The following is a 26346-nucleotide window of genomic DNA, read 5'->3' as shown; positions in this document are numbered from 1 at the left end:
TCAAAACTTCAGAACAGAAAAACTCAGCTCTGCTCTTCCAGCACCTTGCGGGCGACCCGGAAGCATTCCAGCGCCTGTGGCACACCGCAGTAGATGCCGACCACATGGATGATGGCGCGGATCTCCTCCTTGGTGACGCCATTGTTGATGGCGCCGCGGCAGTGGATCTCCCATTCGTGCATCTTGCCCAGCGCGCCGATCATCGAGAGGTTCATCATCGAGCGGGTCTTGGCGTCGATCACCTCGTCGCCCCAGCCGAAGCCCCAGCACCAGGCAGTCATCGCCTCCTGGAACGGGCGGGTGAAATCATCCGCCGCAGCCAGGTTCTTTTCGACATATTCGGCACCCAGGGTGCCTTTGCGCTGCTCCAGGCCTTTCAGGAACAGGTCCTCGTCAAAAGTGCTCATGTCTTGGTCTCCATATTCAGCATGTTCAAAAGCGAGGCCTCGATCCGGCCTGCGCAGTAAACTGGTTCGCGTTCGGCCCAGTCTGCGATCAGGGCAGCGATGGGCGGTTCATTGGCGATACGGTCTGCCAGGCCCTCCAGCACCGGCGCGTTTGCATGAAGCAAAGAACGCAAGGGCGGCAGGCGGTCAGCCATCGTGTGCCAGAGCGCGCCCAGCACCAGGTCTGCGAGGCTGGGGCGGTCCCTGCCCCCGAGGAAACCCTGGCCGGCGGAGACACCTGCCTCCGCCACGATGCGCTCGTGGATCTGCATCCAGCGCGGCAGGCGGCTGGCGCGGAACTCCTGCCAGCTCGCCCCATCCCACATCAGGGCACCGTGATAGCGGGTGATCTCGAACAGGATGTCGGAGGCGTCGCAGATCAGGCGCAGGGCCTGGTCTGGCTCATGCAGCAGCCCGTGTTCGCGGCCCAGCGCCATCAGGATGGCAGGCATCTGGCTGAGATGCGCGCCGGTTTGAGTGTCAACCAGCAGGGGCGGCGCCATAAAGGGGCGCGGCTGCTCCGCCACGCCCTGATTTTTCAGCGCTGCCACCGCCTCAAAGCCGGGCTCCTCCCAGTCCTGGCCGGCATAGGCCAGCACATAGCGGATGAAGTGGCCCCGGAACGGGATCGGCCAGTAGTAGAGCTGGTAGCGCGCCGCCACGGGTTCAGCCTTTCAGTTTCATGGCGATGTTCTTGGTCTGCACGTAGTTCCACAGCGCCTCGCGGCCCTTTTCGCGGCCGTAGCCGGATTTGCCGAAGCCGCCGAACGGGGTTTCAACACCGCCTGCGTACCATTCGTTCACAAACACCTGGCCTGCACGGATCTGGCGGGCCGATTGGGTGGCGCGGTCCAGGTCGCGGGTGAAGACGCCGCCGACCAGTCCGTATTCTGTGCTGTTGGCAATCTCGATTGCCTCAGCATCGGACTGGAATTTGAGCACCGACAAGACGGGGCCGAAGATTTCCTCGCTGGCGATGCTGTCCGACGGGGTGATGCCGGAAACGATGGTCGGAGCCAGAAAGGCGCCTGCATTGCCGACAGGGGTGCCGCCAGCTGCGATGGTTGCGCCGTCGGCCTGGGCCTGCTGGACGATGCCCAGGGCACGGTCGCGCTGAGGCATGGAGACCATAGCGCCCATGTTGGCGCCAAACTCAGGCCGGTCGATGCCGGCACCGACGCTGAGGCTTTGGGCCACATTCACCGCGCGTTCGACCAGTTCGTCGTGGCGGCTTTCGTGCACGATGACGCGGCTCATGGCGCTGCAGACCTGGCCTGCGTTGAAGTAGATGCCCCAGCGGATGTCGTTCTCAAAGGCTTCGAGATCGGCGTCCTCATGCACGATGGCAGCGGATTTGCCGCCAAGCTCCAGCACGCAAGGCACCACGTTCTTTGCCGCCGCGGTGGCGATGCGGATGCCGGTGGGCACCGAGCCGGTGAAGACGATTTGATTGACCTGCGGGTGGCCCGACAGCGCGGCACCGGCCTCATGGCCGTAGCCGCAGAGCACGTTGACCGCACCAGCCGGGAAACCGGCGGCCTCGGCCGCGCGGGCAAGCCAGGCGTTGGTGAGCGGGGTGAGCTCGGGCGTCTTGATCACGCAGGCGTTGCCGGTGGCGAGTGCCGCCGACAATGAACGCGCGGTCATCTCCACCGGGTAGTTCCAGGGGATGATCTGGGCGGAGACGCCCATCGGCTCATTCTCGGTCCAGTCGAAATAGCCGCCGCCCAGCGGGATCGAGCGGCCTTCGACGGTGCTGGCCTGGTTGCCGTAGTATTCGAAATAGAGGGCGGCGCCCTCGATCTCGATCCGGGATTCCCAAAGCGGCTTGCCCTGCTCCAGGGTCAGGACGCGGGCAATTTCGTCGATGTTGTCGAGCAGATAGCGGCCCATGGCCTGCACCATGCGGCCGCGGGCAATCGGGCGCAGCGCCGACAGCTCGCCGGACAGGTGCAGGCGGCGGGCGGCCTGCACGGCGCGGTCCACGTCCGCGGCATCGGCCAGCGCATGGCGCGCCAGCAGCTCGCCATTGGCCGGGTTGGTGACATCAATCCACCCTGCCCCGCCGGGCACCCAGGCGCCATCGATATAGTTCAGCCATTCGGCATCAAGCTGTGTCATAGTCCGTTAGTTCCCTGCTGCGAGGTCGTGGTCTGCCGCTTCACGCATCCACTTCTGGAGATGCAGGATTGAATGTTCCGAGTTCACTCCGCAAGAGGGATCTACAACCAGGGGACCGGGACGGTACCCGCGGGACTGAAGGCCCCGCTGCACGGATTCCACCAAGCGGATGTCTTCCTCAACCGTGGTCTGGCGGTCCTGCACGGCAAGGCCGCGGATCACATCGCTTTCGGCGCCGCCTTCGGTGTACCAGCCGCGCCAGACGGTACAGCTGTCCACGCCGGTTGCGCGCCAGTGATAGGTGTTCAGCACATTGCCCGGGTAGCACTGAAAGGAGAACATCGGCCACAGGAACCAGCTTTGGTAGTCGCCCGCATGCGGAACGGACAGGTCGACGGGATAGGTCATCGCCTCCAGGCTCTGGCATTCGGTGGTGTGGCGCAGCACATAGCTGCCGTCTGGGTCCGGCTGGATGTCATAGGTTTCCGGCTTCACCACCCCCTCGGCGAAGGTCGGGTGGTTCATCGGGCAGTGATAGCATTCGGAATAGTTCTCGACAGAGACCTTCCAGTTGCAGCTTTCCGGAACCTCGACCCATTCCAGCGGGGCCAGATTGTCGATGTGGGGCACGAACTCGCGGATTTCCTCGCGCACGCCGGGGAACCATTCGTCCATCGTGGCGGCGTTATCGTCGAGGTTCACAAAGATGAAGCCGTTGAAATCCTCGGTGCGGACCTCGGTCAGGCAGATCTTTTCGCGGTCGAATCCCGGCACCGATTTGATGTTCGGGCCTGCCCGCAGGTGGCCGGTCAGCTCATAGGTCCAGGCGTGGTACGGACATACCACGACACGGGTGTTGCCGGTGCCGGTGACCATCTCGTGGGCACGGTGCTGGCACACATTATAGAAGGTGCGGATCACTTCATCGCGGCCACGGATCGCAAACAGGTTTTGACCCGCGATCTCAAACGCAAAGTAATCGCCGACATTCGGGATCTGGCTGGCGTGGCCGGCAAACTGCCAGGTGCGCGCAAGAAGGCCCTTGAGTTCCGCCTTATAGATGGCCGGATCGGTGTAGTACCGAGCCTCCAGGGAATGGGTCAGTGGGGCATTCATTCAGGTTCCTCCGCATAAAGGCCCAGCTGGTGCCTGCGTTTGTGAAATTTCTCCACCCGCTCGACGATTTCCTCGCTGGAGACCGCAATCACGAAGGAGAGCAGCGTTTCCAGCAGGGCGATGGTCGAGACGGATGACGGGAAGAATTGCGGCGTGTCCGCCGCGACGACAAAACCGTGATCCGCATTCAGGACCACGGGGCTGGCGGGGCTGTCGGAGATGCCGACAATGGTGACCCCTTGTTCGCGCGCGATCCTGATCGCCTCGATCACCTCGGCCCGGTAGGGCTTGCAGGTCATCGCGATCAGCACATCCTGGCTGTCGGCCCAGGCAAGGTCATCGACCGCCGTGGACCCTGGCCGCGGGATGGCGTGGAACTGCTTCATGCCGGTGGAGGCAAGATAGGTGAAGTTGCGGGCGTTGGCGTTGTTGACGCCAACCCCAAGGGTAAAGACCTGCCGGGACTGCCAGATCGCCTGCGCCGCGGCCTCAAGCCCGTCCGCATCGATACCCGCAAAGGTCTCCTCGATATTGCGGATCGCCGCGCCTACCATATCGGCGTAAAGCCCGCCCAGCTCGCCGGACTTGGAAATGTCCTGCAACCAGCGCGCCCGGTCGGGGAAGGACACCCCGCCCTTGCGAATCGCTTCGCGGAACGGAGCCCGGAAATCCTCATATCCTTCGAAGCCCACCTGCCGCGCCATGCGGACAAAGGTATTGGGCTTCACATTCGCCGCCTCGGCAATCTCCCGCACGGTGGAAACCCCAACATCCGCAGGGTTTTCCAGCACATAGCGGGCCGCCTTCTGTGCCTCCGGGGTCAGCGCGTCCCACTCTTCGGTGAGGCGCTCCAAAACAGTCGATGATACATTTGTGCCATTCATGATTGACGATGGTACAAATATGGAATTAGCCTGTCGAGCAGAAAAGCGACTCTGCAATCAGGAACGGCAAAATGGCTGAGAAAGAATTCCCGACACAGGCCAAGGTGGTCATCGTGGGCGGCGGCGTGATGGGGGTGGGCCTGGCCTATCACTTGGCGCATGAGGGCTGGGGCGAGGAGGTGGTGCTCCTGGAGAAATCCGAACTGACCTCCGGCTCGACCTGGCACGCGGCGGGGCAGATCACCCATTCCACCAGTTCCTTTGGGCTGGGCAAATGCGTGGACTACAACATCGAACTCTACTCCGGGAAGCTGGAGGAAGAGACCGGCCAGGCGGTGACCTGGCACGGCTGCGGCTCCTTCCGCCTGGCCTATACCGAGGATGAGATGGACTGGCTGCGCCACACCCTGTCGGTGGGCCGCTCCTTGGGTTTCAATATCGAACTGGTCGGCCCGGAAAAGGTCGCCGAGCTGCACCCCTTCTATAACCTCGAAGGGGTTCTGGGCGCGCTCTACACACCCGATGACGGCCATGTGGACCCGACCAACGTGACCATGGCCCTGGCCGCCGGCGCCCGCCAGCTGGGTGCCCGCATCATCCGCCACTGCCGTGCCACCAACATCACCCAGGCCGACAACGGCGAGTGGATCGTGGAATCGGAAAAAGGCACCATCCGCTGCGAGCATGTGGTCAACGCCGGCGGCACCTATGCCCGACAGATGGGCGAGTGGTCCGGGCTGCAGCTGCCGATGACCTCGATGACCCACCACTACTTCGTGACCGAACCGGTGCCGGAGTTCGAGGCACTGGACAAGGAACTGCCCGTCATCCGCGACGACAAGAAAGTCTCCGGCTACATCCGCATGGAGCAAAAGCGCGGCCTGATCGGCATCTACGAGAAGGAAGGCAGCAACTCGGTCTGGCATGACCACTGCCCCTGGGAATACGAGAACTGGCTGTTTGACGCCGACTACGACCGGGTGATGCCCTGGCTGGAGGAAAGCCTGAACCGGATGCCGATCTTTGCCGAGCTGGGCATCCAGCGCGAAGTGCACGGCGCGATCTCGCATCCGCCGGATGGCAACCCGCTGATCGGCCCGGCGCCGGGCGTCAAGAACTACTGGTGCTGCTGCGGCACCCAGATCGGCATCGGCTGGGGCCCGGGCCTCACCCGCGAACTGGCGCGTTGGATGGTGCATGGCTCTGCTGACATCTCGATGCGCGAGTACGACCCGCGCCGTTTCGGCTCTTACGCCACCAAGGACTGGCAAGTGACCAAGGCGCATGAGGACTACAAGCTGCGCCACGAGATCCCCTTCCCGCATTTCAACCGCCTGGCAGGCCGCCCGATCAAACCCTCGCCGCTTTATGAACGGCTGAAGGAAAAAGGCGCGGTCTACGAGGAGGTCTACGGCCACGAGCGTCCGCGCTGGTTTGCCAAGAACGGCGTTGCCCAGCAGGACCACTATTCCTTCCGCCGCAATGAAGTGCACGACATGGTCGGGCTGGAATGCAAAGCGGTGCGCGACAGCGTCGGCATCATGGACATCTCCGCCTTCACCAAGGTTGAGGTCTCGGGCCCCGGTGCCGCCGCCCTCTTGGACCGGCTGACCGCCAACAGTCTGCCACAGAAAGTGGGCGGCATTGCCCTCACCCACATGCTGAACCGCCGCGGCCGGATCGAGCTGGAAACCACTGTCGTGAAACTGGCAGAGGACAACTATTACCTGGTCTGCGCTGCGTTCTTCGAACAGCGGCTCCTGGACCACCTGAACCAGAACCTCGCGGGCGAAGAGGTGGAGATCACAACGCTTTCCACCGAGTGGGCCGCCCTTGCTCTCAATGGCCCGAAAGCCCGCGAGGTCCTGGCCGCTTGCACTGATGCAGATCTGACCAACGCCGGTTTCAAATGGCTGACCGCGCAGCAGATCGAGGTTGCGGGCCACACACTCTGGGCCTTCCGCATGTCTTATGCGGGCGAGCTTGGCTGGGAACTGCACATCCCGCGCGACAGCACCCTGGCGGTCTACGACGCGCTTTGGGCCGCTGGCGAGGCATATGGCATTGCCGACTACGGCTCATTTGCCATGAACGCGATGCGGATGGAGAAAGGCTTCAAAGGCGCTGGCGAACTGACCAACGAGGTGACCCTAGCCGAAGCTGACGTGCTGCGTTTTGCCCGCACCGACAAGGACTACCTGGGCAAGGACAAGACGCTGAACGACGCGGACAAGCCCTGGGTCTGCGCCTATCTGGAGATCGAGCCGGACGGCGCCGAAGACGGCCACGGCGGCGAAGCTCTCATGCTGGAGGGCAAGGTTGTGGGCTCCACCGCCTCGGTCGCCTATGGCCATACCGTCGGCAAGATCCTGGCCTTTGCCTATGTCAAGCCGCACGCCAATGTGCCGGGCACTGAGATCGAAGTGGTGATCGCAGGCAAGCCGCGCCAAGGCCGGATCCTGGGCGCCCCCGCCTATGACCCCGAAAGCCTGCTGCCCCGCACCGACGCCGCGCTCACCCCGGCGGAATAAACAGAACCCGGCTCCCCCTTTCATCTTTCCAAAAATACTCCGGGGGGAGCCAAAGGCGGGGGGCAGCGCCCCCTCCCCATAGCCAAAAGGGAAACGCGAACAATGACCCTGCCCGAAACCATGAAGGCGATGGTTCTGACCGGCCACGGCGATCTGGACAAATACGAATGGCACCAGGACTGGCCGGCGCCGCAGCCCGGGCCGATGGAAGTGCTGATCAAGGTCGGCGCCTGCGGGCTGAACAACACCGATGTGAACACCCGCTCCGGCTGGTATTCCAAGACTGTCGAGGACGCCACCACCGGCGGCGCCTTTGACGAAGTGGGCGAGGAAGACCCGACCTGGGGCGGCCGCCCCCTGACGTTTCCGCGCATTCAAGGTGCGGATGCGGTTGGCGAAGTGGTGGCCGTGGGGGATGGTGCTGACCCGGCCCTGATCGGTAAGCGCGTCATGGTCGGCGGCTGGGTGCGCGACTGGGATGACCCGGAAAACAAGGACAAGGCCGGCTACTTCGGCTCCGAATGCGATGGCGGCTTTGCCGAATACACCAAGGTGGACGTGCGCGGCGTGGCAATTGTCGACAGCCCCCTCAGTGATGCGGAGCTGGCGACCTTCTCCTGCTCTTATGTCACAGCCGAAGGGATGCTGAGCCGCGCGGGTGTGAGCGCTGGAGACACTGTGCTGATCCCCGGCGCCTCCGGCGGGGTTGGCGGCGCGCTAATCCAGCTGGCGAAACGGCGCAGCGCACGGGTGATCGCGATGGCCTCCGAGGCCAAGCACGCCGAAGTGGCGGAGCTTTGCCCCGACCTGATCCTGCCGCGCGCGCCGGAGAACCTGCGGGCCGCCCTTGGCGATGAGAAGGTGACCGTGGTCGCCGATGTGGTCGGCGGCGCGCAGTGGCCCAAGCTGATCGACGTGCTGGAGCGCGGCGGCCGCTACACCTGCTCGGGTGCGATTGCCGGACCGATGGTGGAGATGGACCTGCGCACCTTCTATCTGCGCGACCTGACCTTTACCGGGTCGACCGTGACACCGCATCATAACTTCACGGATGTGGTCTCCTACATCGAGAAGGGCGAACTCAGGCCGGCGCTGGCGGCGACTTACCCGCTGGAGCAGCTGAAGGAAGCGCAGGCTGCCTTCATCGCCAAGAAGCACACCGGAAACATTGTGGTGACCCCATGAGCAAAGACCTATTCGATCAGGCGCTGGAGGCCGCCAAGGCATTCCATGCCGCCCTGCCCGCGGCGGCCGGCTTCCAGCCTTGGCCGGATGACATCACCTGGGGCGGCCGCGAGGGGCATCGGGTGCCCGGCGCAGCACTTGTCCAATCGGACCCGGGCTTTGCCGCCGAAGGCATCCCGGCCGAAGCCGAGGTCCGTGCCCTGCAGCAGGCGATCATGGCGCTGGCACCGCATGCAGAGTGGCGCCTCACCTACACCGAGGAGGAAGTCGGCCAGGATTTCCTGCAGCGCTTCGGCTGGTTTGAGCTGGTGGGGCCGACCGGCCATTTCCACTCGCTGCAGAGCCGGATGACCATAGGCTACTGGGGGCCGGGACTGGACTACCCCTGGCACCAGCACGGGCCGGAGGAACTTTATACCATCCTCTCCGGCAGCGCCGATTTTATGGCCAAGGGCGAAGAAGTGCGCCGTCTGGTGCCGGGCGATACCAAGATGCACGGGCCAAACCAGCCCCACGCGATGATCACCAACGAGCATCCGATCCTCTGCTTCGTCTTCTGGCGCGGCGAGGGGCTGGCGGATGACCCGGCAATGTCCCCGGGCTGAGCAACAGGAGCGCCGAACATGAAGATCACCCGTATCCGTGTGTTTCAGACCAGCCTGCCGTATGTCGGCGGCGCCTATGTCTGGGGCGCGGGCAATGCCATTGAAACTGCCATAGCTTCTGTCGTGGTGATCGACACCGACGCGGGCCTGCAGGGCTGCGGTGAGTTCACCCCCTGCGGCGAGAACTACATGGTGGCGCACTCCGAGGGTGTGCCGGCGTTGGCGCGGCTGGTGGCGCCCGCGCTGATCGGCGAGGACCCGCGCGATGCATCCCGGATTGAACGGATCATGGACCACCTCGTGCAGGGGCATGGCTATGCCAAGGGCCCGTTTGATGCCGCCTGCTGGGATATTCTGGGCCAGTCGCTGGATGCTCCGCTATGGCGTCTCTGGGGCGGCAAGCTGACCAATGGCGCGCCGATGTACCGGGTGGCTCCGCAGAAGGGCACCGAGGAAACCATCGCCGAGATGGATGGCTACCGCGCTCAGGGCTACCGCCAGTTCCAGATCAAGGTGGGCGGCGACTGGGCGGCGGATATCGACCGCATCAGCGCCACAGTGCCGCTGCTGAAGCCGGGCGAGAAGGCAATGGCTGATGCCAATCAGGGCTGGCGGGTCGACAACGCGCTGCGGGTGGCGCGGGCCACCAAGGACCTCGACTACATCCTGGAACAGCCCTGCAGGACCTACGAGGAATGCCAGCAGGTGCGGATGCGCACCGATCTGCCGATGAAACTGGATGAATGCGTGACTGGAATGCATGCGGCCCAGCGCATCGTTGCCGATCACGGCGCCGATCTGGTCTGCCTGAAGATCTCCAACCTCGGCGGCATCTCCAAGGCGCGCCGGGTGCGGGACTACCTGATCGAGAACCGCCTGCCCGTGGTGGCAGAGGACACCTGGGGCGGCGAGATCGCCAGCGCGACGCTGGCGCATTTCGCAGCCACTACTCCAGCGGAATACCTGCACAACACCACTGACCTGATGAACTACAACACCCGCTCCACCGGCATCGGCGGCGCCTGGGCAGAGAATGGCAAGCTCTACGCACCGGACGCGCCCGGCCTTGGCGTAACCCCGGATTTCGAAAGCCTCGGTGCACCTGTCGCCGAGTTTGGAGGCACCGCATGAAAATCACCCGCATCACCGTCTACCAGCTCGATATGCCGCTGACCGAGCCCTACTACCTGTCGGGCGGGCGGCTGAAGTTTGAGAAGCTCGACAGCACCTTTGTGCGCATCGACACGGATGAGGGCGTCACCGGCTGGGGTGAAGGCTGTCCCTGGGGGCATACCTATCTGCCCGCGCATGGGCCGGGAATCCGGGCAGGGATCGAGACGCTGGCCGCCGCCCTGATCGGGCTGGACCCGCGCAGCCTGGATCATGTGAACCGGGTGATGGACGTGCAGCTGCCGGGACACCCTTGTGTGAAATCACCCATCGACATGGCCTGCTGGGATATCCTGGGCAAGGCCTCCGGTCTGCCCCTGTGGCAGCTGCTGGGCGGGGCTGAGGCGGCGCCGGTGCTGGTGAACTCCTCCATCTCAACCGGAACTCCGGAGGAGATGCTGGCGCTGATCGCCCGTGCAGCAGAAAAAGGCTATACCGTTCATTCTGCCAAAGTGGGCGGCACCGACATCGGCCTGGATGTCGAACGGATCGAGGCGATTTCCGAGGGGCTGCCCAAGGGGCACAAGGTGACCTTTGACGTGAACCGCGCCTGGCAGCCGGCGGTGGCGGTGGAGGTTCTGAACTCGGTCAAGGCGCGCGACTGGGTGGAGCAGCCCTGCGAGACGCTGGATCAATGCGCCCATGTGGCGGCGCGCGTGTCCAACCCAATCATGCTGGACGAATGCCTGCATACCTTTGGCGACCATCTGCAGGCCTGGAAGCGCGGCGCCTGCGAGGGCGTGAAGGTGAAGCCCAACCGCGTTGGTGGGCTGACCAAGGCCCGGCAGATCCGAGACTTTGGCGTCTCGGTCGGCTGGCAGATGCATATCGAAGATGTGGGCGGCTCTGCGCTGGCGGATACCGCGGCGATCCATCTGGCAGCTGCGACGCCCGCGGCAAACCGGCTGGCGAGCTGGCTGTGCCACTATCATCTGGATGTGGATCCGGTCCCCGGCCAGGGCGCGCGGAATGACCGCGGTGTTGCGGTGCCGCCCTCCCTGCCCGGCCTTGGCGTGACGCCCGAGGACGGCGTGCTGGGGGATCCGGTTGCGGTTTACGGAGGCTAGTGTGATGCCCGCGCGGCTGCTCACTGAACTGATACAGCTTGCTGCCCGGACTGAAGGGCTGGCCTGGTTTGCCGCGCGGATGCGGAACCTGCCGGTGCTGCAGGTGGAGCCGCGCCGGCTGCCGGTCTGCGATAAAATTGAAGAGCTAGCGGATGCCGGCAGGCAGGTCAGCAAGGCGACTGCGCCTGCGGTGGTTGCACTGACCTCTGCCCTGCCGCGCCTGCGCTGGAAGCAGACCTATACCGAGGCCGACGGCTTCACCCGCGAGTGGCTGGACAATTACGGCTGGGTCAACCTGATCTCGCCCGAGGGGCTGTATCAGAGCGAAGAGATGCGGCTGTCCCTCGGCTATTGGGGCGCCGGGCAGCACTATGACGAGCACTCGCACGCGCCGGAAGAGACCTATCTGATTCTCGCGGGCCAGGCCCGGTTTCATTCCGAAGGCCGCCCGGCCCGGGATGCGGGGCCCGGCGACACCATCCACCACGCGCCGCACCAGAAACACGCCATTGATATGGTGCCCGGCCCGCTGCTGGCGGCGGCCTTCTGGCGCGGGGACGATCTGTTGAAGAAATCCGACTTGGGGACACGCACATGAAGATCACCCGAATTTCCCTGTGGCATGTGCCACTGACCAGCCACACCGCCTATCACATGGCCGAGGGCAAGACCTGCGACACGGTCGAAAGCGTTGTGCTGACGCTGGACACGGATACCGGGCTCAGCGGCTGGGGCGAGGTCTGCCCGATCCCGCATTACCTGCCCGCCTATGCCCGCGGCGTGGTGCCTGCGGTCGAGGAGATGGCACCGGTGCTGCTGGGGTCTGATCCGGTGGGGCCGGAGGCGGTGATGGCCAAGCTCGATCATTGGCTGCAAGGGCACGCTTATGCCAAGTCCGCCATCGACATCGCCCTATGGGACCTGACCGCACAGGCGGCAAACCTGCCGCTTCATGCGCTGCTGGGCGGGCAGCGGCAAGCGGATATGCCGCTCTATCATTCGATCACCTGCGTTGCGCCGGAGGAGATGGCGCGCATTGCCCGCGAGGCGCAGGAGTCCGGCATTACTCAGTTTCAGGTAAAACTGGGTGCGGACCGCGACTGGCAGGCAGATGTGGCGCGGCTGCGGCTGGTGCGGGAGGCGGTCGGAGACGGTCCGCTGGTCTATGGCGACTGGAACTGCGGCGCCACCTCGCTGGATGCATCGCGCGTGGGCCGGGCCGTGGCGGATCTGGACATCATGCTGGAACAGCCCTGCGCCACCATCGAGGATTGCGCGCGGGTGCGGGCGGCCTGCGGGCTGCCGATGAAACTGGATGAGAACGCGCATGACACGGCATCGCTGCTGGCGGGCCATGCGGCGGGTGTGATGGACGCGGTGGCCATCAAGCTGTCGAAATTCGGCGGCCTGTCAGCGTCGCGCCGCGCGCGCGACCTGTGCCTGCACTTGGGCGCCAAGATGTGCATCGAGGACACCTGGGGCTCTGACATCACCACCGCGGCGCTGCTGCACCTGGGCGCATCCACCGATCCGCTGCGCGTGCTGAACGTCTGCGATCTGTCCCATTACGTCAGCCCGCGGCTGGCACCGGAAGGACCCGAAAGGCGCAATGGCCGCATCGCGCCCCCCGAAGGCACGGGGCTTGGCGTGCGGCCTGACCGGGAGGCCTTAGGTGCTCCCGCAGCTGTGATCGGCTGATTTTTGACTTTCTGGTCAAAATACTCCCTACAATGGGCAACCCGCCCTCAACAGGACAAGAGACATGGAAAAGATCCTCACCCAAGCTGAATGGATTGACCGCGCCCGCGCGGTGCTGCCCGCGGGCGGCTTCGGCAACTTTGATCCCGGTATCGTAATCCGCGAAGGCAAAGGCTCCCGCGTGTGGGACGAAGACGGCAAGGAATACATCGACTACCTTATCGGCTCCGGCCCGATGATGCTGGGCCATGGCCACCCGGAGGTCATGGAGGCGGTCTTGGAGCAGCTGCCCAAGGGCATGACCTTCTTTGCCAACAACGCCCGCGGCATTGAGCTGGCCGAGGAGATCTGCCGCGCTGTTCCTTGCGGCGAGCAGCTGCGCTACGTCTCCACTGGCGGCGAAGCGGATATGTACGCGATCCGGCTTGCCCGTGCCTTTACCGGGCGCACCAAGATCGTGAAGTTCGAGGGCGGCTATCACGGCATGTCCGCCGAGGCGCAAATGAGCCTGGCGCCAACCAAGCGAGTGAATTTCCCGCAGGCGATCCCGGACAGTGCGGGCATTCCGCAGTCTGTGGCGGCCGAGGTGCTGGTCGCACCGTTCAACGATTTTGAATACATCAAGCAGCTGATGGCAGAGCACGGGCACGAGATTGCCGCGATCATCGCCGAGCCGCTGCAGCGCATCGTGCCGCCGCTGCCGGGCTTCCTGGAGCTGTTGCGCGAGGAAACCCAGAAACACGGCAGTCTGCTGATCTTTGACGAGGTGGTGACGGGTTTCCGTTTCTCCTATGGCGGCGCACAGGAGCTGTATGGCGTGACCCCGGACCTGGCGACCCTGGGTAAGGTGATCGGCGGCGGCTTCCCGCTGGCAGCCATCGTGGGCCGCGCCGATATCATGCGGCATTTCGACAAGGCGCAGGTCGGCGCCGAGGGCTGGCTGATGCAGCTGGGGACGCTGTCGGGCAACCCGGTGGCCGCTGTTGCGGGCCTCAAGACCATGGAGGTGCTGCGCCGCGACGGGGCTTATGACCAGCTGAACAGCACCGGCAAGCGGCTGATGCACGCGACCAGTGCTGCGCTGGAAGAGGCCGGGGTGCCGTTCCAGATCATCGGTGAACCTTCGCTGTTCGAGGTGGTGTTTACTGGTGCCAAGGTGCGCGACTACCGCGACACCCAGGCGGGCGATGCGGAACGTACCAAGCGCTACAATGCGGTGCTGCGCCAAGAAGGCATCTTCAAATCCCCGAGCAAGACCTACCCCAGCCTGGCACTGGCAGAAGAAGATCTGGAACAGACCGAAACCGCCATCAGGAAGGCCGCCGCGGCTCTGGACTAATACCCAAACGAAAAGGCGGGCCAGAAGCCCGCCTTTGTTCGCATGGTCAAAAGGCTTCTACGCCTTGGCCGCCATCACGATCAGTTCCACAAGGAAATCCTCTCGTGCCAGTTTGGCTTCACCGCAGGCCCGTGCAGGTGCGTGGCCTTCAGGCACCCACGCATCCCAGACCGCATTCATTTCGGCAAAATCCTTCATGTCTGCCAGCCAGATCACGGTCTGCAGGATGCGGGTCTTGTCGCTGCCCGCCTCCGCCAGCAACACATCAATCTTGTCCAGGCAATCCTGGGTCTGCTGCGCCACACTGGCGCCCGCGGTGCCGACCTGGCCCGCCAGATAGATGGTTTCGCCATGGGTCACGATCTGGCTCATGCGCTGGCCAGTGTGGCTGCGGGTAATTTCAGACATTTCTTCTTCCTTGGAAAAACTGTTGCTGCACTTCTGCCGCCGGCCTTACTGGGACAGCAGCCACTTGCCCTCAGAAGGGCAGAACTTGCGACGGACCTGTTTGGGGGTCTGGTCGTCCTTGATAAAGGCCTGATGCTGCAGGAGCACGCAATCGCCCTCCTTGCCGGCCACCTGCACTTCACCGTGCGCTCCGCTGTCCGGATTGGTCCACTTGGCCCGCTTGCCGCCTTGCGCCTCTGCCAGCAGGGACTGTTCCGCCTCACGCATGATATTGGTGTCCTGCGGCGTCAGCCCGGACTTGGCCAGAATGCGGCTGAGCGGGTTAGCAGCAACGGGTGCCGCGGCCAAGGCTGCTACTGCGGCAGCTGTCAGAATTCCGGAAAATCGCATGTGAATACTCCTGCCTGAATGAAACCGGCTTCCCACCCAGTAAGTCGCAACCAGAGGGCAATGTCCATGCGGTGTGTCAGGAGAACTTGCGGAACAGCCGCGTCATGTCGAACAGCTCATCCAGGCGGTCATAACGGTCCTTGGTTTTGTCCCAGCTCTCCTCCTGAGTGGCGGCGATCATGGCCTCCAAGAGCATCATGGTGGAGATATTGGAGTCCCAGGCCGAGGGAATCTCAACCCAGCAGTTGAAAGTGTGTTCGGCGACCGAGGCGATCGGGCTGGCCCATTGGTCGGTAATCAGCACGATCTTCACCCCGCGTTCGGAGGCAAGTTCCGCCAGCCGCTGCAGGTTGGTCTCGTACCGGCGGACATCGAACATCAGCAGCGTATCGCCCTCCACCATATCCAGCACATAGTGCGGCCAGGTGGCAGAGGAGGACGTCATATGGGTAACCCGCTGCCGGATCGCTTGGAAGTGCGTAAAGGCATAATCAGCCAGCGCCCGGGTGATGCGGCCGCCCACCACATAAAGCCGCCCCTCGGTATTGGCGAGCTGATGCACGGCCGCATCAAACTGAGCGGAGTCTATATTGGAAAACGTCTGCTGCAGGTTGTCGGTAACAGCCTGTGCAAATCTGTTCAGCAGGTGGCCTTCCGGCGCCTCGGACGCCCAGTTGTCTCGCCGCTTGGTGGGGCCGGAGACCTTGGCCTCCAGCTCTTTCAGCAGCGCCTGATGGAACTGCGGATAACCCTTGAAGCCCAGCTTCTGCACCATCCGTGCGACCGTCGGTGTGGAAACTTCGGCATTCCCTGCCACGATGGTGATCGAGGCCAGGCCAGCTGCAGGATAGTTTTCCAGCAGCAAATTCGCGAACTTGCGCTCGGACTGGGTCAGCGACGAATAATTCTCGCGGATCAACTCGCGAACGGTGGCGGGCGGCTTCGACAACGGCACATTCCTGTTATTGAACAGACACTTTCTACTCCGGATCCGGCCTGAAAAGAAAGTTTCAGGAATCCTTGTTCAGAACCGATCATGAAAAGATATTGACACAAATATCTCTTCATGGAAACATTTTTCCAATTCACAGGGAGGCCGCAGATGCACGGGAGTGATTCTCACACTCAGAGGGACGCAGTGGAGGTGGTGAACCGTAACGGCACCAGCCCGGTCCTGCTGCTGTGCGAGCATGCCTCCAGCAACATCCCGGCCAGATACGACGGGCTGGGTCTGCGCGAGGCCGACCGGCTGAGCCATGCTGCCTGGGATCCGGGTGCCCGCGCGGTGGCCCTGCACATGTCAAAAGCGCTGGACGCCCCGGTGGTCGCCAGCAGGGTGTCGCGGCTGGTTTATGACTGCAACCGCCCGCCCGAGGCCGCCAGCGCCATGCCGGAGAAATCCGAACTGGTTGCGGTGCCGGGCAATTTCGGGCTGAGCGCGGAAGACCGGCAGGAACGGGTGGACACGGTTTATGTGCCATTCTGCAGGACCGTCTCCGAAGTAATTCAGGCACGCAAGGATGCCGGGCAGGAAACCATCCTGGTCACCATGCACAGCTTCACGCCCGTTTATTTCGGCCAGCACCGCGCGGTCGAAATCGGCATCCTGCACGACGATGACAGCCGCCTGGCGGACGCGATGCTGGCAGCCGCCCCTGCCCTGACGCACCGCCGGGTGGAGCGCAACGAGCCCTATGGGCCGGCGGACGGGGTGACCCATTCGCTGAAGCTTCACGGGCTGGCCCACGGGCTGGCCAATGTGATGATCGAAATCCGCAATGACCTGGTGGCAACGCCGGAACAAGAAGAGGCCATGGCAGAAGAAATGCTGACATTGCTGCGCCCGGCCTTGGTCGCGCTGGCGGCGGAGGGAGGGCCTGATGCCTAGAATAATCCGGGCCTATGTCCGCGGCATCGACGCGATGAACCGCTTCATTGGCCGCTTTGCCATGTATCTGGTCTTTGCCCTCATCGGTGTGCTGCTGTGGTCGTCGGTTTCCAAGACCTTCTTCAACCCGTCGCTCTGGACGCTGGAGACCGCGCAATTCGTGATGGTCGCTTATTACGTGCTCGGCGGTCCCTATTCGATCCAGATGGGGTCGAACGTGCGGATGGACCTTTTCTATGGCGCCTGGTCGACGAAAACCAAGGCGATGGTCGATGCGTTCACGGTGCTGTTCCTGATCACCTACCTGGTGATTCTGATGTACGGCGCGCTGAGCTCCACCGCCTATTCCCTGGGCTATTTCGGACTGGAGCCGGTGCAGTTCTTCTGGGACCTGCTGAAGACGCTTGTGACCGAAGGCCCCACGGCCGCCGGTGAAAAGCTCGGCTATCTGGAGCGCAGCTCCACCGCTTGGCGGCCGTTCCTGTGGCCCGTCAAAACCATCCTCTGCTTCGGCGTCTTCCTGATGCTGCTGCAATGCCTTGCCGAACTGTTCCGGGATATCGGACGCCTGCGCGGAGTTGAAATCTGATGTCCTACGAATGGATCGCCATTGTGATGTTTGCCGGCATGATGCTCATGCTGATGACCGGCCAGCGGGTGTTCGGCGCCATCGGTTTTGTCGGCGCGGTAGCGGGCATGCTGTTGTGGGGCACCGGCGGGGTGGAAATCCCGTTTTCTGCCGCCATGAAGCTGATGAAGTGGTACCCGCTGCTGACGCTGCCGATGTTCATCTTCATGGGTTACGTGCTTTCGGAATCGAAGATTGCCGACGACCTTTACCGGATGTTCCACGTGTGGATGGGGCCGGTGAAGGGCGGGCTGGCGATCGGCACCATCGGCCTGATGGTTCTGATTTCGGCGATGAACGGCCTTTCGGTGGCGGGCATGGCCATTGGCGCCACCATTGCGCTGCCGGAACTCTTGCGCCGCGGCTATGACAAGATCCTGGTGACCGGCACTATTCAGGCAGGCTCCAGCCTGGGCATTCTGGTGCCGCCCTCCGTGGTACTGGTGCTTTATGCAATGATCGCGCGCCAGCCGGTGGGGCAGTTGTGGCTGGCCGGCGTGATCCCGGGCCTGCTGATGGCCACCATGTTCATCATCTACATCTACGTCCGCGCCCGGATGCAGCCGCATCTTGGCCCTGCCATGCATGACGAGGATCTGGCGGAATACGAGCAGATCACCGACCACCCGCTGCGCCTGAACTACATCGTGCTGGGTGCGCTGGTGCTGGTGCCGCTGTTGATCCTGACCGGTGCAATGGAAACTAAATCCGCGCTTGGCGTGGCGCTGGCTCTGGGCCTCGTCTCCTTCCTGACCCGCAAGAACGCGATGTTCTACAAGGACTTGTTCATGAAGGAAAAATACCGCCTGCTGTTCTCTGGCGTGCTGCCGCTGGCGATCTTTGCGGCGATGATGGTGCCCTTCGTGAACGGCTGGACCTCGCTGGTGGAAAGCTCGGCCATCGGTGCCATGACCGCCTTTATCGCCGCGGTGCTGAAGGGGAGGATGTCCAAAAAGGTGTTTGAAACCTCGGTGCGCTCGACGCTCGGCATTTCTTGCATGTTCATGTGGATCATCCTGGCAGCCCTGGCCTTTGGCGCGATCTTCGACGGGCTGGGCGCTGTGAAGGCAATCGAAGATCTGTTCACCGAACGGCTGGCCCTCAGCCCTTGGATGATCCTCATCCTGATGCAGCTGAGCTTCATCGTGATGGGTACCTTCCTGGATGACACCGCGATGCTGGTGATCGTGGCGCCGCTCTATGTGCCGCTGGTGGGGGCGCTTGGCTTTGACCTGATCTGGTACGGCGTGCTCTACACCATCACCACCCAGATCGCCTATATGACGCCGCCGTTCGGCTACAACCTGTTCCTGATGCGCGCGATGGCGCCGCCGGAGATCGGGCTGAAGGACATCTATGTCTCGATCATCCCCTTTGCCGCGGTGATGGTGCTGGCGCTGGCCCTGATCATGATGTTCCCGCAAATCGCCTTGTGGCTGCCGGAGTATGTCTATGGAAAATAAGACAATGCTGCAGCCCCTGGGGCCGGACATCTGGATCGTGGACGGCCCGGCCATCCAGTTCTACAAGATCCCCTTTAAGACCCGGATGACGGTCATCCGCCTGGCGAACGGCGATCTGTTTCTGCACTCGCCGATCCAGTACAGCAAGGAACTGGCAGCAGAGCTGGAGACGCTGGGGCACATCCGCCACCTGGTGTCCCCCAACTGGATTCACTACGCCTATATCGCGGAGTGGGCTGTCGTTTATCCGCAGGCCATCGCCTGGGCCTCGCCCAACGTGCGCGAGCGGGCCAGAAAACAAGGTGCGGAGGTCCGCTTTGACCGCGACCTTAAAGACAGCGCTGATCCGGAATGGGCTGATGATATGGAGCAGCTTATCGTGCACGGCAGCAAGGTGCACACAGAGGTGGTCTTCTTCCACAAGCGCTCCAAGGTGCTGGTGCTGACCGACCTGATCGAAAACATGCCCAGCAAGACGCTGCCGCTTTGGATCAGGCCGCTGGCCTGGGCAGCGGGCATCCTGGCGCCCAACGGCAAGATGCCGATCGACATTTGGTTCTCCTTTTCCGGCAACCGGGACAAGCTGCGCAAAGCGCTGACCCGGATGCTGGAGTGGAAACCGGAAACCGTCGTGCTCGCGCATGGCGACATCCTCCGCGAGAATGCACCGCAACGGCTCCGCGAAGGGTTCAGGAACCTGGCGCCCTGCGGGCCGGGCATTGATTGAAGTTCAACAGAGGAGAGGAAGTTATGACAACAAGACGCAAGTTTTTGCAGACCGCCGGGGCTGGCGCCATGGCGGCGCCGCTGGCCACCCCGGCGCTGGCCCAGTCCACCATCAAGTGGCGCATGCAGACATATGCCGGCGCGGCGCTGGCTGAACACGTGGTCAAACCCGCCATCGACATGTTCAACAAGATCGCCGGCGACCGGATGCAGATCGAACTCTACTATGCCGATCAGCTGGTCCCCACCGGCGAACTGTTCCGCGCCATGCAGCGGGGCACCATCGACGCGGTGCAGTCGGACGACGACTCCATGGCCTCGCCCACCGAGGTGACCGTGTTCGGCGGCTACTTCCCCTTTGCCTCGCGCTACTCGCTCGACGTTCCGGTGCTGTTCAACCAGTACGGCCTGAACGAGATCTGGGACGAGGAATACTCCAAGGTCGGCGTCAAGCACATCTCGGCCGGCGCCTGGGACCCCTGCCACTTTGCCACCAAGGACCCGATCAACTCGCTGGCTGACCTGAAGGGCAAGCGCGTCTTTACCTTCCCGACCGCGGGCCGTTTCCTGGCGCAGTTCGGCGTGGTGCCGGTCACCCTGCCGTGGGAAGACATCGAGGTCGCGGTGCAGACCGGCGAGCTGGACGGTATCGCCTGGTCCGGCATCACTGAAGACTACACCGTCGGCTGGGCCGATGTGACCGACTACTTCCTGACCAACAACATCTCTGGCGCCTGGGCCGGGTCGTTCTTTGCCAACCAGGGCCGCTGGAACGAGCTGCCGGAAGATCTGCAGACCCTGTTCCGCGTCTGCTGCGACCAGTCGCATTATTACCGCCAGTGGTGGTACTGGGGCGGCGAAGCGTCCTTGCGCGTGAACGGCGACAAGATGAAGCTGACCACCATTCCCGACAACGAATGGCAGCAAGTCGAAGACGCGGCCGTGAAATTCTGGGATGAAATCGCAGCCGAGTCCGAGACCAAGGCGAAAGTTGTGGAGATCTTCAAGAAGTATAACGCTGACATGCAAAAGGCCGGCCGCCCTTACCGCTACGGCTGAGCCTCCGGCTGAAACATGGAATTTGGCCTGCGCCGCAGCGGGCCAAATTCCTTACTCAAGGAATTTGCCAAAACTTTTGAGGAAAAGTTTTGCGCGCAACAGACAAAGGGCCGCTCATGCTCTCCTTCGACACTCTTAAGGACCAGGTTGCTTCGGGCGCGGTTGACACCGTTCTGGTCTGCCTTGTGGACATGCAGGGCCGCCTGATGGGCAAGCGCTTCCACGCCAAGCATTTCGTCAATGGCGCCTGGGAGGAAACCCATTGCTGCAACTACCTGCTGGCCACCGACCTGGCGATGGCAACGCCGGACGGCTACGCCTCGACCAGCTGGGAGCGCGGCTACGGCGACTATGTGATGAAGCCCGACCTCTCCACCCTGCGCCCGGTGCCGTGGCTGGAGGGCACCGTGATGGTGCTGTGCGACGTGCTGGATCACCATACGCACGAAGAAGTCTCCCACTCCCCCCGCGCGATCCTGAAGAAACAGGTGAACCGGCTGAAGGCGATGGGCTATGACGCGATGTGCGCCACCGAGCTGGAGTTCTTCCTGTTCGCCAGAAGCTTTGACGAGATCCGCCGCTCGGGTTTCCGCGATCTGGAGCCGATCTCCGGCTACAACGAGGATTACAACATCCTGCAGACCACCCGCGAGGAGCATGTGATGCGCCCGGTCCGCAACCACCTGTGGGATGCGGGGCTGCCCATCGAGAACTCCAAGGGCGAAGCGGAGACCGGCCAGGAGGAGCTCAACATCAAATACGCCGCGGCGATGGAGACGGCGGAATACCACACCATCGCCAAGCACGCGATCAAGGAGATCGCCGAGCAACAGGGCCACGCGGTCACCTTCCTGCCGAAGTGGAGCCACGGCAAGGTCGGCTCCTCCAGCCATGTGCATCAGTCGCTGTGGCAGGACGGCAAGCCCGCGTTCTTTGACGAGAGCGGCGGGCTGGGCATGTCGGCGCTGATGAAGAACTACATGGCGGGCCTGTTGAAATACGCGCCCGACTACACCGCCTTCATGGCGCCCTATATCAACAGCTACAAGCGCTTCATGAAGGGCACCTTTGCGCCGACGCGGATCATCTGGTCGGTGGACAACCGCACCGCGGGCTACCGGCTCTGCGGCGACGGCACCAAGGCAATCCGCGTCGAATGCCGCATCCCGGGCTCCGACATGAACCCCTATCTGGCGATGGCAGGCATGCTGGCGGCGGGCATTGCCGGCATCGAGGAGGGGCTGGAGCTGCAGGCCCCCACCAGGGGCGATGTCTACCAGGGCGATACCGGCATGATCCCGGGCACCCTGCGCGATGCGGCGGCGGCGCTGAAAGGCTCGGAGATGCTGCGCGCAGCGATGGGCGATGACGTGGTCGACCACTACGTGCGCGCGGCGGAAGTGGAGATCGAGGATTTCGACCGGGTGGTCACCGACTACGAGATCGCCCGCGGGTTCGAGCGGGCCTGATCCGGAGAACACCGGGGGCCAGCCCCCGGACCCCCGGAGTATTTTCGGAAAGATGAAGAGGGCTTTGGCCCTTTCTGAATGGAGTGAATGGCAATGGGCCAGGTATTGAAATGCATCTCGCCGGTTGACGGATCGGTCTTTGCGGAGCGCGCGGTGCTGCCGCGCGAGGCCGCCTTTGCGGCGGCGGAACGGGCGCGGGCGGCGCAGGCCGCCTGGGCGGCGCGGCCGCTGCAGGAGCGCATCGGACTGGTGATGGCGGGCGTCGCCGCTGTCGGCGCGATGAATGACGAAATCGTGCCGGAACTGGCCCATATGATGGGCCGCCCGGTGCGCTACGGCGGCGAATTCGGCGGCTTCAACGAGCGCGCCAGCCACATGGCGCAGATCGCCGAAGAGTCGCTGGCGGATATCGAGGTCGGCGAGGACGCAACCTTCAAGCGCTACATCAAGCGCATCCCCCACGGGGTGGTCTTTGTCGTCGCGCCCTGGAACTACCCCTATATGACCGCGATCAACACCGTGGCCCCGGCGCTGATCGCCGGCAACACCGTGGTGCTGAAACACGCGACCCAGACCCTGCTGGCGGGTGAGCGGATGGCAAAGGCCTTCCATTCCGCAGGCGTGCCGCAGGACGTGTTCCAGAATGTCTTTCTGGACCACGATACCACTTCGGAGCTGATCGCCTCCAAGGCCTTCAGCTTCGTGAACTTCACCGGCTCGGTGGGCGGCGGCCAGGCGATGGAGCGCGCGGCGGCCGGCACGTTCACCGGCGTCGGCACCGAGCTGGGCGGCAAGGATCCGGGCTATGTGATGGAAGACGCCGACCTGGGTGCGGCGGTGGACACGCTGATTGACGGCGCCATGTTCAACTCCGGCCAGTGCTGCTGCGGCATCGAGCGGATCTATGTGCATGAAAGCCTGTTTGATGCCTTCCTGGAGAAGGCCATTGCCATCGTCAAAGGCTACCGCCTGGGCAACCCGCTGGACGCGGAGACCACCATCGGCCCGATGGCCAATGAGCGTTTTGCCAGCGAAGTGCGCAGCCAGATCGCCGAGGCGGTCGAGGCCGGCGCGGTGGCCCATATCGAACCCTTTGCCGGGGATGACGGCGGCGCCTATCTGACGCCGCAGATCCTGACGGGTGTCACCCATGACATGCGGGTGATGCGCGAGGAAAGCTTCGGCCCGGTTGTGGGCATCATGAAGGTCTCTTCCGATGAGGAGGCCATCGCCCTGATGAACGACAGCGACTTCGGCCTCACCGCCTCGCTCTGGACCAGGGATGTCGAGCGGGCGCAAGCCGTGGGGGACCGGATCGAGACCGGCACCGTCTTCATGAACCGCGCCGACTACCTGGATCCGGGCCTGTGCTGGACCGGCTGCAAGGACACCGGCCGCGGCGGCGGCCTGTCGGTCATCGGTTATCACAATCTGACCCGTCCGAAATCCTATCACCTGAAGAAGGTGACCGGCTGACGGACGGCCCCGCCCGCCCCGTTTCTCCTCCCGGGGCGGGCCACTTGCATCAAAGGAAAACGACATGTCTCTCACTGGAAACTGGTCCTACCCGACCGCAATCAAGTTCGGCGCAGGCCGGATCAAGGAACTGGCGGAGGCCTGCGCCGCCGCCGGCATCACCAAGCCGCTGCTGGTCACCGACAAGGGGCTGGCGGACCTGCCGGTGACCCAATCGACCCTGGACATCATGGCGGCGGCGGGCCTCGGCCGGGCGATGTTCTCGGAGGTCGATCCGAACCCGAATGAGAAGAACCTGGAGGCAGGCGTCGCCGCCTACAAGGCGGGCGGCCATGACGGGGTGATCGCCTTCGGCGGCGGCTCCGGCCTGGACCTGGGCAAGATGGTCGCCTTCATGGCGGGCCAGACCCGCCCGGTCTGGGACTTCGAGGACATCGGCGACTGGTGGACCCGCGCCGATGCCGATGCCATCGCGCCGATCATCGCGGTGCCGACCACCGCCGGCACCGGCTCAGAGGTGGGCCGCGCCAGCGTGATCACCGACAGCGTCACCCACCAGAAAAAGATCATCTTCCACCCCAAGGTGCTGCCCGCCGTGGTGATCTGCGATCCCGAACTGACCGTCGGCATGCCCAGGTTCATCACCGCAGGCACCGGGCTCGATGCCTTTGCCCATTGCGTCGAGGCGTTCAGCAGCCCCCATTACCATCCGATGTCCCAGGGCATTGCGCTGGAGGGTATGCGGCTGGTGAAGGACTACCTGCCCCGCGCCTACAATGACGGCACCGATATCGAGGCCCGCGCCCAGATGATGTCAGCAGCGGCGATGGGCGCCACCGCCTTCCAGAAGGGCCTCGGCGCGATCCACGCGATGAGCCACCCGGTCGGCGCGCACTTCAATACCCACCACGGCACCACCAACGCGGTCTGCATGCCCGCCGTGCTGGAGTTCAACGCCTCCGCGATTGCGGACCGCTTCAACATGGCCGCGGCCTATCTGGGCATCGGGGGCGGCTTCGACGGCTTCCGCAGCTTCGTGCAGGAGCTGAACGACTCCTTGGGCATCCCGCGCGGGCTGGGCGACCTCGGCGTCACCGCGGATGCGATCCCGGAGCTGGTCAAAGGCGCCGTCACCGACCCCTCCTGCGGCGGCAACCCCATCCCGCTGACAGAGGAAAACCTCGAACAGCTGTTCAAGGCCGCGATGTAAACAAAGGCCGAACAGCAATTTACAGTGCTCTCCGCCTTGCGGGGAGCGCACTTTTTTGTTCGGCGGCGTCAGCCGCTGACGTAGACCTTGTCCTTGGGGTAGTAGAAAATCTTCTGATTATGCAGCTGCCCCAGCAGAGCGTGGACCCGGCGCAGGGTTTCCGCATCAGCGCTGCCCGCCGCAGGGTGGGTTTCGGACAAGGCATCCCTTGTATGGCGCAGGGAGGTTTCAATCAGGTCCATATCCTCGACCGAAAGCTCAAACATGTCATTGTACTTGGGCATCTGCACTCCTTCTCCGGGCCGACCCGCACTGAACTGGAACCATGTCCTCAGGTTGCCCCGGTGCGCAGGCCAAAGCTAGGAAAATCGCCAGAAGGCACAGCTGATCGGCGACGTCAGCTACCCATCCGCCATCAGCCGCGGCGGGCTACAATGTCTCTCCCAGGCTGATTGCCGGCGTCAGGCGGTCGAAAACCAACCCCTCTACACCGCCCGGCTCCCGCGACTTCAGAATGATCTGCGCCGCGCGCTCGCCGATTTCCTGGCGGCAGGCATCCGTGGTCGCCAGTTGCATCGGCAGGCCCTGCAGTATCTGCAGATTGTTGAAGCCTGCCAGCGCGATGTCTCCCGGCACGGACAGGCCCGTGGCCAGACAATGCATCAGTCCTCCGACGCTCATCACGTCGCTGGAATAGTAGATGCAATCCAGGTCCGGGCTGCGCGCCAGCATCTGCGCCGTCAGCTGGCGGCCGGTCTGGATCGCGCTTTCACCGGAGTAATGCTCGATATCGCCAAGCGTAACACCCTGCGCCGCCAGCCCATCCGTAAAGCCGTCAAAGCGTTTTCTGGCGCGGAAATCCTGCGGCATCTTGGTGCCGATAAAGCCAATCTTCCGGTAGCCGCGGGCCAGAATCTGCTCCGCCATGCCGCGGCCAGCCTGCAGATGAGAGATGCCGACGCAGTGGCGCACCGGGTCGCCGTCCACATCCATCACCTCGACCACCGGGCAATCGGCCTGCTGCAGCATGCGGCGGGTAGCCTCTGTATGCTCCAGCCCGGCCACGATCAGCCCCGACGGCCGCCAGCTCAGCATTTCGCGGATGACGCTTTCCTCTTCAGCCAGGTCATAACCGGAAACCCCCACCACCGGCTTCAGCGGGCTGTCCTTCAAGACGGCCGATATCCCCGAGAGCACTTCCGGAAAAACAAAACTGTTGAGCGAGGGCACCACCACCGCCACCAGATTGACCGATTGCGAGGATAAGGAACCGGCAATCCGGTTCGGAACATAACCGTGGGCCCGGGCAATTTCCTCGATCTTCGCCTTGGTCTTGGCGGAAACATCCGGGGCACCGCGCAAGGCACGGGACGCGGTCATCTCACTGACTCCGGCCAGCTTGGCCACGTCTTTCAGAAGCAGTTTCTTGGTCATCCTCCCATGCTCCTGCAGTTTGCTGGCCGCCGC

Annotated in this window: 26 protein-coding genes; 16 read left to right on the top strand and 10 right to left on the bottom strand. The window is 63.5% G+C overall.

From position 1 onward, the window contains the following. Nucleotides 1–23: 23 nt before the first annotated feature. Genes AC58NV_RS22535 through AC58NV_RS22515 form a run of 5 tightly spaced genes read right to left on the bottom strand, consistent with a single transcriptional unit; the run spans nucleotide 24 to nucleotide 4567 of the window. Nucleotides 24–407: a carboxymuconolactone decarboxylase family protein gene (locus AC58NV_RS22535; protein ID WP_497229154.1), complete on the bottom strand. Its 384-nt coding sequence runs from the start codon at nucleotides 405–407 to the stop codon at nucleotides 24–26. Further along, a complete protein-coding gene (gst, locus tag AC58NV_RS22530; RefSeq protein WP_497229153.1) occupies nucleotides 404–1108 on the bottom strand; it encodes a glutathione transferase, Atu5508 family in 705 nt (234 codons plus the stop codon). Before gst ends, AC58NV_RS22535 begins: the two co-directional genes overlap by 4 nt. Nucleotides 1109–1112: 4 nt before the next feature. Continuing rightward, nucleotides 1113–2567 carry an aldehyde dehydrogenase family protein gene (locus tag AC58NV_RS22525; protein WP_497229152.1) on the bottom strand — a complete coding sequence of 485 codons (1455 nt, stop codon included), beginning with the start codon at nucleotides 2565–2567 and terminating at the stop codon, nucleotides 1113–1115. A gap of 6 nt (nucleotides 2568–2573) precedes the next feature. Next, nucleotides 2574–3683, bottom strand: a complete 1110-nt coding sequence (locus AC58NV_RS22520) for an aromatic ring-hydroxylating oxygenase subunit alpha (RefSeq protein WP_497229151.1) — start codon at nucleotides 3681–3683, stop codon at nucleotides 2574–2576. Continuing rightward, entirely contained in the window at nucleotides 3680–4567 is an 888-nt protein-coding gene (locus AC58NV_RS22515; protein ID WP_421053447.1) for a MurR/RpiR family transcriptional regulator, read from the bottom strand. Before AC58NV_RS22515 ends, AC58NV_RS22520 begins: the two co-directional genes overlap by 4 nt. Before the next feature lie 71 nt (nucleotides 4568–4638). On the opposite strand from AC58NV_RS22515, the gene AC58NV_RS22510 reads away from it, so the two are divergent. The 8 genes from AC58NV_RS22510 (at nucleotide 4639) to AC58NV_RS22475 (ending at nucleotide 14162) form a co-directional block, all read left to right on the top strand. Then, nucleotides 4639–7098, top strand: coding sequence for an FAD-dependent oxidoreductase (locus AC58NV_RS22510; protein WP_497229150.1), 2460 nt, complete (start codon nucleotides 4639–4641; stop codon nucleotides 7096–7098). A 102-nt stretch (nucleotides 7099–7200) separates the two neighbouring features. Then, nucleotides 7201–8283, top strand: coding sequence for an alcohol dehydrogenase family protein (locus AC58NV_RS22505; RefSeq protein WP_497229149.1), 1083 nt, complete (start codon nucleotides 7201–7203; stop codon nucleotides 8281–8283). After that, entirely contained in the window at nucleotides 8280–8888 is a 609-nt protein-coding gene (locus AC58NV_RS22500) for a dimethylsulfonioproprionate lyase family protein (RefSeq protein ID WP_497229148.1), read from the top strand. The genes AC58NV_RS22505 and AC58NV_RS22500 overlap by 4 nt, the downstream gene beginning before the upstream one ends. A gap of 18 nt (nucleotides 8889–8906) precedes the next feature. Next, nucleotides 8907–10019 (top strand): mandelate racemase/muconate lactonizing enzyme family protein, encoded by a 1113-nt coding sequence (locus AC58NV_RS22495; protein WP_497229147.1) that lies wholly within the window; start codon nucleotides 8907–8909, stop codon nucleotides 10017–10019. After that, entirely contained in the window at nucleotides 10016–11125 is a 1110-nt protein-coding gene (locus AC58NV_RS22490) for a mandelate racemase/muconate lactonizing enzyme family protein (RefSeq protein WP_497229146.1), read from the top strand. The genes AC58NV_RS22495 and AC58NV_RS22490 overlap by 4 nt, the downstream gene beginning before the upstream one ends. A gap of 4 nt (nucleotides 11126–11129) precedes the next feature. Beyond that, nucleotides 11130–11723 (top strand): dimethylsulfonioproprionate lyase family protein, encoded by a 594-nt coding sequence (locus tag AC58NV_RS22485; RefSeq protein ID WP_497229145.1) that lies wholly within the window; start codon nucleotides 11130–11132, stop codon nucleotides 11721–11723. Continuing rightward, nucleotides 11720–12823 carry a mandelate racemase/muconate lactonizing enzyme family protein gene (locus AC58NV_RS22480; RefSeq protein ID WP_497229144.1) on the top strand — a complete coding sequence of 368 codons (1104 nt, stop codon included), beginning with the start codon at nucleotides 11720–11722 and terminating at the stop codon, nucleotides 12821–12823. The genes AC58NV_RS22485 and AC58NV_RS22480 overlap by 4 nt, the downstream gene beginning before the upstream one ends. A gap of 64 nt (nucleotides 12824–12887) precedes the next feature. Continuing rightward, nucleotides 12888–14162, top strand: a complete 1275-nt coding sequence (locus tag AC58NV_RS22475; RefSeq protein ID WP_497229143.1) for an aspartate aminotransferase family protein — start codon at nucleotides 12888–12890, stop codon at nucleotides 14160–14162. 57 nt (nucleotides 14163–14219) lie between these two features. Here the strand turns inward: AC58NV_RS22475 and AC58NV_RS22470 are convergent, their stop codons facing one another. From AC58NV_RS22470 to AC58NV_RS22460, 3 genes are all read right to left on the bottom strand, one after another. Continuing rightward, nucleotides 14220–14570, bottom strand: coding sequence for a RidA family protein (locus AC58NV_RS22470; RefSeq protein ID WP_497229142.1), 351 nt, complete (start codon nucleotides 14568–14570; stop codon nucleotides 14220–14222). A gap of 45 nt (nucleotides 14571–14615) precedes the next feature. After that, nucleotides 14616–14960, bottom strand: coding sequence for a hypothetical protein (locus AC58NV_RS22465; RefSeq protein WP_366663473.1), 345 nt, complete (start codon nucleotides 14958–14960; stop codon nucleotides 14616–14618). A 76-nt stretch (nucleotides 14961–15036) separates the two neighbouring features. Further along, nucleotides 15037–15909, bottom strand: coding sequence for a MurR/RpiR family transcriptional regulator (locus tag AC58NV_RS22460; protein ID WP_065266030.1), 873 nt, complete (start codon nucleotides 15907–15909; stop codon nucleotides 15037–15039). 153 nt (nucleotides 15910–16062) lie between these two features. Here AC58NV_RS22460 and AC58NV_RS22455 point away from each other — a divergent pair, with 153 nt between their 5' ends. From AC58NV_RS22455 to AC58NV_RS22420, 8 genes are all read left to right on the top strand, one after another. Next, nucleotides 16063–16848, top strand: coding sequence for an N-formylglutamate amidohydrolase (locus AC58NV_RS22455; protein ID WP_497229141.1), 786 nt, complete (start codon nucleotides 16063–16065; stop codon nucleotides 16846–16848). Beyond that, complete coding sequence (locus AC58NV_RS22450; RefSeq protein WP_497229140.1) at nucleotides 16841–17437, top strand: TRAP transporter small permease subunit; 597 nt, start codon at nucleotides 16841–16843, stop codon at nucleotides 17435–17437. Before AC58NV_RS22455 ends, AC58NV_RS22450 begins: the two co-directional genes overlap by 8 nt. Beyond that, entirely contained in the window at nucleotides 17437–18939 is a 1503-nt protein-coding gene (locus tag AC58NV_RS22445; RefSeq protein ID WP_497229139.1) for a TRAP transporter large permease, read from the top strand. The genes AC58NV_RS22450 and AC58NV_RS22445 overlap by 1 nt, the downstream gene beginning before the upstream one ends. Further along, the gene (locus AC58NV_RS22440; protein WP_497229138.1) at nucleotides 18929–19666 is read left to right on the top strand and encodes a DUF4336 domain-containing protein; all 738 of its coding nucleotides are present in this window, start codon (nucleotides 18929–18931) and stop codon (nucleotides 19664–19666) included. The genes AC58NV_RS22445 and AC58NV_RS22440 overlap by 11 nt, the downstream gene beginning before the upstream one ends. Before the next feature lie 23 nt (nucleotides 19667–19689). Then, nucleotides 19690–20724 carry a TRAP transporter substrate-binding protein gene (locus tag AC58NV_RS22435; protein ID WP_497229137.1) on the top strand — a complete coding sequence of 345 codons (1035 nt, stop codon included), beginning with the start codon at nucleotides 19690–19692 and terminating at the stop codon, nucleotides 20722–20724. 116 nt (nucleotides 20725–20840) lie between these two features. Beyond that, nucleotides 20841–22193, top strand: coding sequence for a glutamine synthetase family protein (locus AC58NV_RS22430; RefSeq protein WP_497229155.1), 1353 nt, complete (start codon nucleotides 20841–20843; stop codon nucleotides 22191–22193). 93 nt (nucleotides 22194–22286) lie between these two features. Continuing rightward, nucleotides 22287–23669 (top strand): aldehyde dehydrogenase family protein, encoded by a 1383-nt coding sequence (locus AC58NV_RS22425; RefSeq protein ID WP_497229136.1) that lies wholly within the window; start codon nucleotides 22287–22289, stop codon nucleotides 23667–23669. Between the two features lie 64 nt (nucleotides 23670–23733). Continuing rightward, the gene (locus AC58NV_RS22420) at nucleotides 23734–24879 is read left to right on the top strand and encodes an iron-containing alcohol dehydrogenase (RefSeq protein ID WP_497229135.1); all 1146 of its coding nucleotides are present in this window, start codon (nucleotides 23734–23736) and stop codon (nucleotides 24877–24879) included. A 68-nt stretch (nucleotides 24880–24947) separates the two neighbouring features. Here AC58NV_RS22420 and AC58NV_RS22415 read toward each other — a convergent pair whose 3' ends face one another. Together AC58NV_RS22415 and AC58NV_RS22410 are read right to left on the bottom strand one after the other, a co-directional pair. Next, entirely contained in the window at nucleotides 24948–25163 is a 216-nt protein-coding gene (locus AC58NV_RS22415; protein WP_497229134.1) for a hypothetical protein, read from the bottom strand. A 145-nt stretch (nucleotides 25164–25308) separates the two neighbouring features. Next, nucleotides 25309–26313 (bottom strand): LacI family DNA-binding transcriptional regulator, encoded by a 1005-nt coding sequence (locus tag AC58NV_RS22410; protein ID WP_497229133.1) that lies wholly within the window; start codon nucleotides 26311–26313, stop codon nucleotides 25309–25311. Nucleotides 26314–26346 lie beyond the last annotated feature (33 nt).

Source organism: Leisingera sp. ANG49, from assembly GCF_059694505.1.
The sequence above is the reverse complement of the archived record's forward strand: the minus strand, read 5'-3'. Positions and strand labels throughout refer to the sequence as shown.